The following is a 13333-nucleotide window of genomic DNA, read 5'->3' as shown; positions in this document are numbered from 1 at the left end:
CCGAGTGCGAATGCCCGCGTCGCGCCGAAAGCGGCCGTCCGGCCGGATACGACATCTTGTGATATTTCATCCCGGCGACGGCGCAGCTTCGTTCCGTTTCGGGACCGGGTTTTGATTACGGGATCCTGCGCTCCGGGGAATTGCGTAGGCAGGCAGCCGTGCTCGCGGTCCGAAAAGCCGCGCCGGCACGAGTTGTTCCGGCATCCGGAAATCCGGATGTTGTTGCTGAAAAGTGTTCGAAAATCCGACCGTTCTACAGATGCCGCATGCCAAGCTTCTCCAGCAGCGGGAGCAGCTCGTCGCGGGCGTGCTCGCGATGCGCCCGCGCCAGCGCACCAGCGCGCGGGGCGTCGCCCTTGCGGATCGCCGCCGTCACGGCGAGGTGCTCCTTCAGCGAGCGGGTCGGCTTCACGCGCAGCCGCAACGTCACCATGCGGGCGCGGTGCGACTGGTCCATGACGGTCGAGACCGCGCGGGCGAGCCGCGCATTGCCGCAGCGCTCGACCAGCGCGCGGTGGAAGCGGTCGTCGGTCCGCGCCCAGGCGTCGAGGTCGTCGCGCTCCAGTGCGGTCTTCATGTCGATGTTGATCGCGTCGAGCGCCTCGAGGGCCGCCCGCTTCGGCGCGTCGGCGGCCGCCGCGATCGCCTCGGCGGCGCGGCCCTCGAGCGTCGCGATCAGATCGTAGATCTCGCGCATGTCGTCCGGCGAGAGCGCGCAGACCTGGATGCCGCGCTTCGGCAACACGCGCACCAGCCCCTCCTCCTGCAGGCGGATCAGTGCCTCGTGCACCGGCGTGCGGCTCATGCCGAGCTTGAGCGCGATCTCCTGCTCGGAGCCCTGGTAGCCGGGCGCGAACACGTTGTCGCGCACCGCCGCCTTCATGGCCCGATAGGCGTTCTCCACCAGCGACGACGACGTGGCTTCGGACGTCGACATCCCGGTCGTCGCCACGGCGGCCGCGGGGCCGGACGTCGTCCCCCTGCCCCGGGCGATCACGACCGTGCTCCGCGATCCGAGGCACTAACGGGCTGTTGCATGGAAGCTCCGATGGAAGATTGACGGTCCGGCACGATCGCAGTATAGCGGATTCGGCAACTTGCATGGAAGCCGGCATGCATCTGACATGGATGCAGCGCCCGCCCTGGCGGCGCCCGGCCGACGACGGACGAGAGGCGGAGCGACGATGCGGGACTATCGGATCGCGGCGATCCCGGGCGACGGAATTGGGACGGAGGTGATCGCGGCCGGCCTGCAGGCGCTCGAGGTCTGCGCGGCGCGCGACGGCGGCTTCCGTCTCGCGGTCGATCACTTCGATTGGGGCTCCGCCTACTACAAGCGGCACGGCCGCATGATGCCGGAGAACGGCCGCGACCAGATCCGCCGTCACGACGCGATCTATTTCGGCGCGGTCGGCGCGCCGGACGTGCCGGATCACGTCACGCTGTGGGGGCTGCGGCTCGCCATCTGCCAGCCGTTCGACCAGTACGCCAATGTGCGGCCGACCCGGATCCTGCCCGGCATCACGAGCCCGCTGCGCGCCGTCTCCGGCCCCGAGCTCGACTGGGTGATCGTGCGCGAGAACTCCGAGGGCGAGTACGCCGGCGTCGGCGGCCGGGTCCACCAGGGCTTCCCCTACGAGACCGCGACCGACGTCGCGATGTTCACCCGCGTCGGCGTCACCCGCATCATGCGCTACGCGTTCCGCCTCGCGCAGTCGCGCCCGCGAAAACTCCTCACCGTCGTCACCAAGTCGAACGCCCAGCGCCACGCCATGGTGATGTGGGACGAGATCGCCGCCGAGGTCGCGGCCGAGTTCCCCGACGTCACCTGGGACAAGATGCTGGTCGATGCCATGACGATGCGGATGGTGACCCGACCGGCGACCATCGACACCATCGTCGCCACCAACCTGCACGCCGACATTCTCTCCGATCTCGCCGCCGCATTGGCCGGCTCGCTCGGCATCGCGCCGACCGGCAACATCAATCCCGAACGTGAGTTTCCGTCGATGTTCGAGCCGATCCACGGCTCCGCCTTCGACATCACCGGCAAGGGCATCGCCAACCCGATCGCCACCTTCTGGTCGGGCTCGATGATGCTCGAGCATCTCGGCGAGACCGCCGCGGCCGCACGCCTGATGCGCGCCGTCGAGCGGGTCACGGCCGATCCGCGTCTGCACACGCCGGATCTCGGCGGCAGCGCGACCACGGCAATGGTCACCGACGCGGTTTGCGAGGCGCTCGTCGGCGACAATCTGTAACGGCCGAGCAAGGCCACGCCCTCGCGCACGAGGGAGCCCATGCCTGACACGTCGAAGCGTCACGCCCCGAAACCGGGCGTGCGAACGATCCTGCGCGCCGCCGCCGGCCTGGCGACCGGCCTCGCCACCATCGGCCTGGCCGTGCTCGGCCCGGCCGCTTCGGCGAAGGCCGACAGCTATCCGTCGAAGCCGATCACCATCCTGGTTCCGGCCGCCGCCGGCGGTCCGACCGACACGGTGGCGCGGCTGATCGCCGAGTCGATGACCAAGACGCTCGGCCAGACCGTCATTGTCGAGAACCAGGGCGGCGCCGGCGGCACCATCGGCATGGGCCGGATCGCGCGGACGCCCGCCGACGGCTACACGCTCGCCATCTGGCACATCGCCCACGCCACCGCGCCGGCCCTCTACGACACGCTGAAGTACGATCCGGTGGCGGATTTCGACCATATCGGCCGCATCACCGACGTGCCGATGACGGTCGTCTCCAAGGCGGCCCTTCCGCCCAAGACGATCGACGAGCTGATCGCCTGGATGAAGGCCAACAAGGCGTCGGCGAGCTTCGGCCACGCCGGCGTCGGCTCGGCCGCGCATCTGTGCTCGCTCCTGTTCCTCAGCGAGCTGAACCTGCAGATGGCGCAGGTCGCCTATCGGGGCACCGGACCGGCCATGAACGACTTGGTCGGCGGCCAGATCGATCTCCTGTGCGACCAGACCACCAACACGACGAACCACATCAAGGAAGGCCGCATCAAGGGCTACGCGGTGACGACGAAGACGCGCGTCTCGTCGCTGCCGGATCTGCCGACGCTCGACGAGACCGCCCTGAAGGGGTTCGAGGTGTCGGCCTGGCACGCCCTGTGGGCGCCGCGCGGCCTGCCGAAGGAGGCGACCGACAAGCTCGTGCCGGCGCTGCAGAAGGCGCTGCAGGATCCGAAGGTGATCGAGCGCTTCGCCGCCCTCGGCACCGAGCCGGTGCCGCTCGCGCTCGCCACGCCCGAGGCGCTCAAAGCCCAGCTCACCGCCGAGGTCGAGAAGTGGGGCAAGGTGATCCGCGCCGCCGGCGTGAAGGGGAACTGAGGGGCGCGCCTGCCCGAAGCACCGCTCGTCCCCGCGAAGGCGGGGACTCAGGGGCGCCTCGACGTGTCGCCCCTGGATTCCCGCTTGCGCGGGAATGAGCGGAGCGAGGATCGCGCCGAGTGATAAGGCCGCTAGTCGATCAGCGCCAAAAATTCCTGGCGGGTGGCCGTATTGTCGCGGAACACGCCGGTCATGCGGCTGGTCACCATGTCGGTGTCGTGCTTGTGGACGCCGCGGGTCGACATGCAGTGGTGCTGCGCCTTGATCACCACGGCGACGCCCTGTGGCTCCAGCACGTCCTGGATCGTGTCGGCGATCTGGGCCGTCATCTTCTCCTGGATCTGCAGCCGCTTCGCGTAGACCTCGACGACCCGCGCGAGCTTCGAGATGCCGACCACCCGGCCGTTCGGCACATAGGCGACCCAGGCGCGGCCGATGATCGGCACGATGTGGTGCTCGCAGTGGCTCTCGAAACGCACGCCGCGCAGCACCACCATCTCGTCGTAGCCGGCGGTCTCGTCGAAGGTCTTGCGCAGGATCGCGGCCGGATCCTCGCGATAGCCCTTGAAGAACTCCTCGTAGGCGCGCGCCGCGCGGGCCGGCGTCTCCAAGAGGCCCTCGCGATCCGGATCGTCGCCGGTCCAGCGCAGGATGGTGCGGAACGCCGCCTCCACCTCGGCACGCGACGGGCGCTCGATCTTCGGGCGCTCGATCTTCCCGCGTTCGGTCCGGCTCCGGCCACCCGGGGCGTCGTGGTCCTTGTTGCGCTTCGCCATGATGTCCAGAGTCGTGTCCGATGCCGGTTCGGTCGCCGGGTCGAGTGCCTGCAGGGCGGGGGTCATGCGTCGTCCTTTCTTATAGAGCGACCCGAATACGACGGGAAGCGCGGCCCGGATCACGGTGCGGCATCCACGCCCCAGCCACCCGACACGAGGTCGCCGCCGCATCCGCGACATCTTCGGCCGAACCTGACATCGCCGACGCGGTGATCCGGCGGCGAAACGGCGACGTAATGCCGATACTTCGTTCAGTGCAGGACCGATCCATTGCCCTACGCCATCGCCTACGTGGCCGTTCTGGTCGCCTTCGTCGCCATCGATTTCGTCTGGCTGTCCAAGATGGGGCCGCTGCTCTATCGCCCGACGCTCGGCGACATCCTTCTGGAGTCGCCGCGCTTCGCACCGGCGATCGTGTTCTATCTGATCTATCCGATCGGCGTGCTCGCCTTCGCGGTGGCGCCGGCGCTGCGCGAGGAGAGCATCCTGCCGGCGATCGGCTGGGGCGCCCTGTTCGGCGCGCTCGCCTACGCGACCTACGATCTCACGAACTACGCGACGCTGCGCAACTGGACGCTGCAGCTGACGCTCGCCGACATCGTCTGGGGCGCGGTGCTGACCGGCATCGCCGCCGCGGCCGGCTACGGCGCGGCTGCGGCGTCGCGTCACTGGTTCGCGTCCTGACGCGATCCCATCTCCAGCGGCGCGCGGCCACGCGAGGCGCGCGCGTCGTTCCCCTACGGCCCTGCCCCGTGCCCTCTTCGGGGTGAAGGTTTCCGACACACGACCGGTGGTCAGCCATCCCGGTCGTGTTCACGGCCCCGGCCTTGTCGTATTGCCGCTGCAGGCGAGACGAGGCTGGGGCCGTGACCCTCGCGGGCTGCTGCCTGCCTCCAGCCTTGACCTGATCGCCCGGCCCCGCCCTGCGGACGGCCTCGTGTCCCGGGCGCGACGCAACGCGTCGCGAACCGGGACCCAGGGGCGATCAGGCAAAGCGGCTTTCGTGGGGCCCCTGGGTCCCGGCTCTGCGGCCCATCAGTCCTACGGCCTGACGGGCCTTGTCCGGGACACACGGCCGAGTGTTGGGACGACTCCTCTTGTCCAGCGCACGGCGCGGCCGATGGCCGCTCACCCCGCCGACGTCAGCCGGTAGTGGCTGACGCCCCATTCGGTGCCGTCGGCGTGGCCGAACAGGCCGGCCGTGGCGAGGAAGAACAGCCGCCAGCGGCGTGCCCACAGGCCGGCGTCGGCGCCGTAGACGTCGCGCAGGATCGGGTCGATCGCCGCGCGGTTGGCGTCGAAGTTCATCAGCCAGTCCTCGGCCGTGCGGGCGTAGTGCGTGCCGCTCCACCGCCATTCGGCTTCGACGTCGAAGGCGTCGAAGGCGCGGATGAGCCCGTGGCTCGGCATGATGCCGCCGGTGAAGAAGTGCTGGGCGATCCAGTCGGTCTTGTCGCGATGGTCGAACCGGTACGGCGCGCTCCTGTGGCTGAACACGTGCAGGAACAGGCGCCCCTCGGGCGTCAGCCAGCCGCGGACCCGCCTCAGCAAGGCCTGCCAGTTGGCCATGTGCTCGAACATCTCGACCGACACGACGCGATCGAAGGTCTGCGTCGTCGCATAAGCATTCATGTCGGCCGTGACGACCGTCAGGTTGCCGAGGCCGCGGCGCAACGCCTCGCCCTCGATCGATGCGCGCTGCGAACGCGAGTTCGACACCGCCGTGATGCGGGCGTTCGGGAAGCGCTCGGCCATCGCGAGCGACAGCGAGCCCCAGCCGCAGCCGAGCTCGAGGATGCGCTGCCCGTCGGCGAGGTCGGCATGCGCCATCGTCTCGGCGAGCGCCCGCTCCTCGGCCTGCGCCAAGGTCTCGGCGCCGTCGCCGTAGAGGCAGCACGAGTACTTCTTTCGCGGTCCCAGCACATGGGCGAAGAACGCGGCCGGCACCTCGTAGTGCTGGGCGTTCGCCTCGCTGGTGTGGACGGCGATCGGATGCGCCGCCATGTCGGCCGCGAAGCGCCGCTCCAGCGCCGGATCGACCTCGCCCAGCGCCTGCCGGGTGCGGCCGACCAGAAAGGAGATGCCGGCGCGGGTCAGGGCATCGGGGATCGGCAGGCGCTCGGCGCCGCCGATCGCGGTGGCGATCAGGCTCATCGGGGGTGCTCCTTGGTCGAGACGGCGCCTCACGCCGTCGAGGATTTCGGCGGCAGGGGGAAGAACGCGCTGACGCGCGCCTTGTAGGCCCGGAAGGCGTCGCGGTGGCGCGCCTCCATGTGCTCCTCCAGCGGCGGAATGCCGGAGACGTGGACGAGCAGCCAGTACATGCAGGCCGGGCCGCCGAGCGCCAGCCAGCCGATCCAGTACGCGCCCGACACGTCGAGGGCGATCACGGCGAGGCCGACCCAGGTGAGCCACTCGAAGAAGTAGTTCGGATGGCGCGACCAGCCCCACAGGCCCTCGTCGCAGATGCGGCCTTTCTCGGCCTTGGTCTCGCGGAAGGCGCGCAGCTGACGGTCCGAGATCGCCTCGCCGGCGATGCCGGCGACGACCAGCGCGAGGCCGACGAGATCCTGGAGACCGAGGCCGGGCGCCGGGCGGTGCGCGGCCAGGAGCGCGGTGGCGATCATCGGGATCGAGACCAGCGCCTGCATCTGCAGGAACATCGCCATCTTGCGCTCGGCGTGGCGGCCCCATTGCTGGCGCAGCGCCGCGTAGCGCGGGTCGTCGCCGCTCTTCCTTGCGCGCACCGCGATGTGGCTGCCGAGCCGGACCGACCAGGCGGCGACCAACGCGGCGACGAGGAGCTGGCGGGCCGCCGGCCAGCCCTCGAGCCCGAGCGGCGCCAGCGCCGCGCCGACGCAGACGGCGCCGAGCCCGAACGTCCAGATGGTGTCGACCCAGCCGGCATTGCCGGTGCGGCGCTCGACCAGGGTCGCGACCGACATCACCATCGAGAAGGCGACGGCGGCGATCACCAGGGCGACGAGAAGCTGGAGGAGGAGAAACATGGCAATTCCGATCGGAAAACAACAAAAGCCAACAACGAGACGGTCACCCGTCGACTGAACTTCCCGTCTACGGGTCGGTCCGGAGTCCGCGCGACGCCGGCAACCCGGACGTGACGTGCAACGGCACGGGTCCGACGCCGGCTGAACGGCGCCGAGATTCTCCGCCTCACCCTGAGGAGCGCCCGAAGGGCGCGTCTCGAAGGGCGAGGCGGCCCGGGACACCAGCGGAGAACGGCCTCATGGTTCGAGACGCGGCCTGCGGCCGCTCCTCACCATGAGGGGCCGATCCGCGCAAGACGCACAACGACGTCAGAGCCGGACGAACGGCTGCAGCACGCGCCCGAGGAGGCCGTTGAGCTTGAGCCGGCCCTGCATGGCGACGAGGCAGATGCAGTCCGGCCCCGCCTCGACCACCGGGGTGTGGTCGACCTCGTCGTCGGCCTCGTCGACGTCGCCCGGCCCGTAGCGGCCGTGCTCGTGGCGGAACGCGCCGGTGAGCACGCAGGTCAGCTCGGTGCCGGTGTGGGTGTGATCGGGCAGCAGCGTGCCGCCGGCCGCCTTCAGGAGGAACACGCGGCCGCCCGGCAGGGTCGGCGCGGCGATCTGGCGCCACGACACGCCCGGCCCGATCCACTTCCACGGCCCCATCTCGTAGGGCGCGAGCATCGCCTGGTGCTCGGGCAGCAGACCGGGGATCGGGTCGGCTCGCCCAGCCGACCGAGAGAGATCGATGACCGCGCTTCGACGGTGCGGAGACGCCCCCTCACCCGACTCGCCGCTTCGCGTCGAGCCACCCTCTCCCCGCGTGCGGGGAGCGGGAAAAGCAGGCGCATCGATCTCGGCCATGGCGCGTAAAAACCCGTCGGAGGCCATCTCGGCGGGGGCGAGGTCGTCGAGCATAAGCCCGCCGGTCGCCTCGAGCATGCGGACGGTCCTGCGGCAGTCGGGGCACGCGGCGAGATGCGCCGCCACCACCAGCATTCGGCCTTCGTCGAGGGTGCCGGCCGCGAACGCGGCGAGCGTCTCCTCGGTGGGATGATGGGCCACGGTCATGTCAGATCACCTAGGAGAACGCGCATCCGGTTCATGGCGAGACGCAGACGCGACTTGACGGTTCCGAGCGGGATGTCGAGCAGCCCGGCGATGTCGCCGTGCGCCCGTCCCTCGAAGAATGACAACTCCACGATGCGGCGCTGCTCGCCCGGAAGATGGTCGAGCGCGGCCCGCACCCGCTGCTGGCGCTCGCCCGCCTCGACGTCGTGGTCGGGCGGCGGGGCGAGCTCCGGCTCCGGGTCCTCGGCCATGGCGTGCAGGGCCTCGCGCCGCTGCCGCCGCGCCGCATCGATACGCAGGTTGCGGGCGATGGCGAAGATCCAGGCCGAGGCACCCGCCTTCGACGCATCGAACAGCGCCGCCTTGCGCCACACCGTGACCAGCGTCTCCTGGGCGAGCTCCTCGGCCAGATCGGCCGCGGTGCCGGACCGCATCAGGAATGCCTTCACGCGCGGGGCGTAGTGCGCGAACAACGTCTTGAAGGCCTCGCGGTCCCCGCGCTCCGCGATCGCCTCGATCAGCCGGTCGTGGTCCCGCACGCCCTCCTTCGCTCCCTCGATGGTCGCCATGCCCTCCCCCGCTCGGACCCGCCGCGGCGGCCGGCCGCAATCGACCAGCGCCGCGACGGCGCCGACCGGGAGAGTCTGAACGGGAACGGCGGTTCGAACAAGCATGCCCCCTCTACGGCGCCTGCCGGGACTTGGATCAGTCGCCCTCCGGGATCCGAGTGGCGGCCGGATCCGGGTGGTGATCCAATGCCATCGACGACACGTAGTCGATCCGAAGCAGCCGGACGCGACGTCCGCGGGCCGGTCTCAGGGGGGCTTAGGATGAGTGACGGTCACGGGCCGGGATTGCACGGGCCGGGGGTGGACGGGCTGGGCCCGAACGGGCCGCGACTGAAGATCGCGGTGGTCGGCACCGGCATTTCGGGCATGGCTGCGGCGTGGCTGTTGTCGCAGGCCCACGACGTCACCGTCTACGAGCGGGCCGACCGGATCGGCGGCCATTCGAACACGGTGCGGACCCCGCCCAAGCACGGCGGCGTGCCGGTCGACACCGGCTTTATCGTCTATAACGAGACGACCTATCCCAACCTCACCGCCCTGTTCCGCCATCTCGACGTGCCGACGCTGCCGACCGACATGTCGCTCGCCGTGTCGCTCGACGACGGCGCGCTGGAATACGGCGGCGGCAGCTTCGCGGCGCTGCTCGCCCAGAAGCGGAACCTCTTGCGCCCGCGGTTCTGGTCGATGCTGGCCGGGCTGGTGCGGTTCTATCGCCGCGCCCCGGGCGACGTCGGCGGGCTCGACGAGGTGCATGTCACGCTCGGCGACTACCTGAAGCGCGAGGGCTACTCGCGCGCCTTCCGGGACGACCACCTGCTGCCGATGGCGGGCGCCATCTGGTCGGCGGCCCCGCAGGAGATGCTGGAGTATCCGGCCGCGGCGTTCATCCGCTTCCACGAGAACCACGGCCTCCTGAAGTTCGTCGACCGCCCGGTGTGGCGCACCGTGGCGGGCGGCAGCGCGACCTATGTCGAGCGCCTCACCCGCGGTTTCCGCGAAAAAATCCGGCTCGACCGCGGCGTCGCCGCGATCGAGCGGACCGGCAGCAGCGTCACCGTGACGGACGACACCGGCGCGGCGGAAAGTTTCGACCACGTGGTGATCGCCACCCATGCCGACCAGGCGCTCGGCATGCTGGCCGACCCGACGATCGACGAGCGTGCGCTGCTCGGCGCCTTCCGCTACACTCGCAACGTCGCTGTTCTCCACACGGACGACAGCCTGATGCCGAAGCGGCGCGCCGCCTGGTCGAGCTGGAACGTGGTCGGAACCCGCACCGGTCCCGACGACAAGCCTCGCGTCACCGTCACCTACTGGATGAACACGCTGCAGCATCTCCCGGCCGAGACGCCGCTGTTCGTCACGTTGAACCCGCCGCGTCCGCCGCGGCCCGGCACCCTCATTCAGACCGAGATCTACGAGCACCCGCTGTTCGACCTCGCCGCCTGCGCGGCCCAGCGCCAGCTCTGGTCGCTGCAGGGCACCGGCAACACCTGGTACTGCGGCGCCCATTTCGGCGCCGGCTTCCACGAGGACGGCCTGCAGTCCGGGCTCGCCGTCGCCGAGGCGATCGGCGGCGTGCGCCGGCCGTGGACCGTGCCGAACGAGAGCGGCCGCATCCCGCTCGACCGGACTCGCGTGCGCGTGCCGCAATCGACGCTCCCGGCATGACGACCGCCCCCACCGATACGTCCGCGTGGCGCTCCGCGCTCTACACCGGGGCCGTGGTCCATCGCCGCCTCAAGCCTCGGGTGCACGCGCTGCGCTACCGCTGCTTCTGGATGCTGCTCGATCTCGCCGAGATCGACGCGCTCGACGTCCGGCTCCGGTTGTTCTCGCGCGACCGCCTGAACCTGTTCACGTTCAGCGACGCCGACCACGGCGCCGGCCCGTCCGCCACCGAGCCGCTGCGCGAGCAGGTCGACCGGATGCTGGCCGAGGCCGGCATCGCGATCCCGGGCGGCTCGGTTCAGATTCTCACGATGCCGCGGGTGCTCGGCCACGTGTTCAATCCGCTCAGCGTCTATTTCTGTCACCGTGCGGACGGCACGCTCGCCGCCGTGCTGTACGAGGTCACCAACACGTTCGGCGAGCGGCACACCTATCTGATCCCGACGGAACCGGACGCCGGCGGCGCGGTTCGCCAGGAGTGCGACAAGCTGTTCTACGTCTCGCCGTTCATGGACATGGACCTGCGCTACGAGTTCCGCGTGACGCCGCCGGCCGGCACGGTCGGCGTCGCGATCCGCGGCGTGCAGGCGGGCGAGCCGATGATCGTCGCCGCGCTCACGGGGAAGCGCCGCGCGCTCTCCGACCGGGCGCTTCTGACGACGTTCCTGGCGCATCCGCTGGTCACCTTGAAGGTGATCGTGGCGATCCACTGGGAAGCCCTCAAGCTGTGGCGGAAGGGCGTCGGCCTGCGGCCCCACGTGGCCGCGCCGGCCCGCCCGGTCACCATCGTCCGAGCTTGAGTCGTTTCGGAGCTCGATCGTGCGGAGTGGAGCATGAGTCACGTCTCTCCTTGCGACGCCGGCAGCGTCTGCGACGCCGCGGGCGCCCAGACCGCGGCGCCCGCCGCCGCCGCGCTGCGGCCACGCCGGTCGCTCGCCCATCTTCTGCTCGCCCGGGTGCTGCGCCGGCTCGACGTCGGCAGCCTCACCGTCCAACTGCCGAGCGGCGAGCGCCTCGAGCATCGCGGCCATCGGCCCGGCACCGCCGCGACCTGGATCCTGCATCGCTGGCGGCCGCTGTGGCGGGTGCTGTGGCGCGGCGATCTCGGCTTCGCCGAGTCCTACATAGACGGCGACTGGTCGACGCCCGACCTGCCTGCCCTGCTGACGATGTTCTCCGAGAACGACACCGGCCTCGCCGATGTGTATGCGGGGCTGCGCACCGAGCGCCTGCTCGACCGGCTGCGTCACAAGAACCGCGCCAACACGAAACGCGGCAGCCGCCGCAACATCGCGGCCCATTACGACCTCGGCAACGCGTTCTACGCCGCCTGGCTCGACCGCAGCATGACCTACTCGTCGGCGATCTATGACGACGCCGACCCGTCGGACGCCGACCAGTCGCTGGAGGATGCGCAGCGCGCGAAGCTCGACCGCATCGTCTCGATGCTCGGGCTCGCGGGCGGCGAGCGCGTGCTGGAGATCGGCTGCGGCTGGGGCGCACTCGCCGAGCGCATCGCGGCGGCCGGCTGCCGCGTCACCGGTCTGACGCTGTCGTCCGAGCAGCTCGCCTTCGCGCAGCGCCGCCTCGCCGAGGCCGGGCACGCCGACGCCTGCGACCTGCGCCTGCAGGACTATCGCGACGCCGACGGCAGCTTCGACCGCATCGTCTCGATCGAGATGATCGAGGCGGTCGGCGAGAAGTATTGGCCGGTCTATTTCGAGACGCTGTTCGCCCGCCTGAAGGCCGGGGGCAGTGCCGTGATCCAGGCGATCACCATCGAGGCGAGCCGCTTCGACAGCTATCGCCGGAACCCCGACTTCATCCAGCGCTACATCTTTCCGGGCGGCATGCTGCCGACCCGCGCCATGATGATCGAGCACGCGCGCCGCGCCGGGCTCGTGCCGGCGGCCGAGCACGCCTTCGGCCAGAGCTACGCCCACACGCTCGCGGAATGGCGGCACCGCTTCGTCGCCGCCTGGCCGGCGATCGAGCCGCTCGGCTTCGACCGGAGGTTCCGGCGCATGTGGGAGTACTACCTCGCCTATTGCGAAACAGGCTTCCGCCTCGGCGTCATCGACGTCGGCCTGTTCGCCTTCGTCAAGCCAACCGAGGCGTGAGAGACACCGGAAAATCGCCGCGCGACGGCAGGGCCCCGGCCGCGGCGGCAGCGTGGCCGGACCGTGACGGTCCACGGGAACCACCCGAATTGGTGAACGCAGCGATCATTCCGTTCCGGTGAATTGCGAAGACCGGCACAGCGGTCTCGTAAGGGCTCCCGGGCTATAACCGTCACCGTGACGGCGCTCCGGCGGCGGGCTCATCGCCCGGCGGTGCGAGCGGCCCTCGAGCGGTGCCGCATGGTGGATCGTCCGCCCGACGGCCCGTCTTTCGACAGGGATGAAGTGCCTTGCGCCCATTGCGTGCCTCCTGGGACGCGGCGTTCCGCCGCCGCGCCGACAACGACAACCGTCGCGAGCCGTGCGCCGTCAGGCTCGCGCGTCGCAACGTTCTCGCCAGCCGGACCGTGGTCGAATGTGCGGCCGGGCTGGTCACGACCGCGCGCGAGGCCTTCTTCACGGCCGAGCACGCCTGGGCGGCGGAGCGCCTGCTCGACGCCGTCGGGCGGCAGGACTTTTCCGGCTGGGCGGCCGGCGACGAGGGCACGAGCCCCCACCGCTGGCGGCTCGCGCGACGGCGCCTGGAGTTGCACCTGCTCGCCGGCCCGACGCCCTTCGAGGCGCTGCTGCGCGACGAGTTCGACCGGCTGTGGGCCGAGATCGCCGCCCCGGCGGCGGCCGAATGCGCGGCGTGAGGACGCGACCCGACATCGTCGCCGCCATTCCGGGCGCGCCGAAGGCGGGCGCGAGCCGCGGCGCTCGTCGTCCCGGGGCGTGCCGAAGGCGCGAGCCCGG

The 13333-nt window shown here is 70.5% G+C and carries 13 protein-coding genes; 7 read left to right on the top strand and 6 right to left on the bottom strand.

Going from position 1 to position 13333, the window contains the following annotated elements; genetic code table 11:
* Positions 1-253 precede the first annotated feature (253 nt).
* Positions 254-937 (bottom strand): GntR family transcriptional regulator, encoded by a 684-nt coding sequence (locus tag ABTU92_RS05185; RefSeq protein ID WP_408088329.1) that lies wholly within the window; start codon positions 935-937, stop codon positions 254-256.
* Positions 938-1184: 247 nt separating this feature from the next.
* On the opposite strand from ABTU92_RS05185, the gene ABTU92_RS05180 reads away from it, so the two are divergent.
* Together ABTU92_RS05180 and ABTU92_RS05175 are read left to right on the top strand one after the other, a co-directional pair.
* Entirely contained in the window at positions 1185-2261 is a 1077-nt protein-coding gene (locus tag ABTU92_RS05180; RefSeq protein WP_408088327.1) for a tartrate dehydrogenase, read from the top strand.
* A gap of 39 nt (positions 2262-2300) precedes the next feature.
* Positions 2301-3341, top strand: a complete 1041-nt coding sequence (locus ABTU92_RS05175) for a tripartite tricarboxylate transporter substrate-binding protein (RefSeq protein WP_408088325.1) — start codon at positions 2301-2303, stop codon at positions 3339-3341.
* Positions 3342-3472: 131 nt separating this feature from the next.
* Here ABTU92_RS05175 and folE read toward each other — a convergent pair whose 3' ends face one another.
* On the bottom strand, positions 3473-4183 hold the full coding sequence (gene folE, locus ABTU92_RS05170; protein ID WP_408088323.1) for a GTP cyclohydrolase I FolE: 711 nt from the start codon (positions 4181-4183) through the stop codon (positions 3473-3475).
* A gap of 204 nt (positions 4184-4387) precedes the next feature.
* Between folE and ABTU92_RS05165 the strand changes: the two genes are divergently transcribed.
* Positions 4388-4801, top strand: a complete 414-nt coding sequence (locus ABTU92_RS05165) for a DUF2177 family protein (RefSeq protein ID WP_408088321.1) — start codon at positions 4388-4390, stop codon at positions 4799-4801.
* 444 nt (positions 4802-5245) lie between these two features.
* On the opposite strand, the gene ABTU92_RS05160 is transcribed toward ABTU92_RS05165, so the two are convergent.
* The 4 genes from ABTU92_RS05160 to ABTU92_RS05145 form a co-directional block, all read right to left on the bottom strand.
* Complete coding sequence (locus ABTU92_RS05160) at positions 5246-6271, bottom strand: SAM-dependent methyltransferase (RefSeq protein ID WP_408088319.1); 1026 nt, start codon at positions 6269-6271, stop codon at positions 5246-5248.
* Between the two features lie 29 nt (positions 6272-6300).
* The gene (locus tag ABTU92_RS05155) at positions 6301-7125 is read right to left on the bottom strand and encodes a DUF1295 domain-containing protein (protein ID WP_408088317.1); all 825 of its coding nucleotides are present in this window, start codon (positions 7123-7125) and stop codon (positions 6301-6303) included.
* Positions 7126-7434: 309 nt separating this feature from the next.
* Entirely contained in the window at positions 7435-8178 is a 744-nt protein-coding gene (locus tag ABTU92_RS05150; RefSeq protein WP_408088315.1) for a ChrR family anti-sigma-E factor, read from the bottom strand.
* Positions 8175-8747, bottom strand: coding sequence for a sigma-70 family RNA polymerase sigma factor (locus ABTU92_RS05145; protein WP_408088313.1), 573 nt, complete (start codon positions 8745-8747; stop codon positions 8175-8177). The genes ABTU92_RS05150 and ABTU92_RS05145 overlap by 4 nt, the downstream gene beginning before the upstream one ends.
* A gap of 261 nt (positions 8748-9008) precedes the next feature.
* Here ABTU92_RS05145 and ABTU92_RS05140 point away from each other — a divergent pair, with 261 nt between their 5' ends.
* From ABTU92_RS05140 to ABTU92_RS05125, 4 genes are all read left to right on the top strand, one after another.
* Entirely contained in the window at positions 9009-10418 is a 1410-nt protein-coding gene (locus ABTU92_RS05140; RefSeq protein ID WP_408088311.1) for an NAD(P)/FAD-dependent oxidoreductase, read from the top strand.
* Positions 10415-11218, top strand: a complete 804-nt coding sequence (locus ABTU92_RS05135) for a DUF1365 domain-containing protein (protein WP_408088309.1) — start codon at positions 10415-10417, stop codon at positions 11216-11218. The genes ABTU92_RS05140 and ABTU92_RS05135 overlap by 4 nt, the downstream gene beginning before the upstream one ends.
* A 33-nt stretch (positions 11219-11251) precedes the next feature.
* Positions 11252-12538 carry a class I SAM-dependent methyltransferase gene (locus ABTU92_RS05130; RefSeq protein WP_408088308.1) on the top strand — a complete coding sequence of 429 codons (1287 nt, stop codon included), beginning with the start codon at positions 11252-11254 and terminating at the stop codon, positions 12536-12538.
* A 290-nt stretch (positions 12539-12828) separates the two neighbouring features.
* Positions 12829-13233 carry a hypothetical protein gene (locus tag ABTU92_RS05125; RefSeq protein WP_408088307.1) on the top strand — a complete coding sequence of 135 codons (405 nt, stop codon included), beginning with the start codon at positions 12829-12831 and terminating at the stop codon, positions 13231-13233.
* Positions 13234-13333: the final 100 nt, after the last annotated feature.

This window comes from Rhodoplanes sp. SY1 (assembly GCF_046000175.1).
Lineage (GTDB): Bacteria > Pseudomonadota > Alphaproteobacteria > Rhizobiales > Xanthobacteraceae > Rhodoplanes.
The sequence above is the reverse complement of the archived record's forward strand: the minus strand, read 5'-3'. Positions and strand labels throughout refer to the sequence as shown.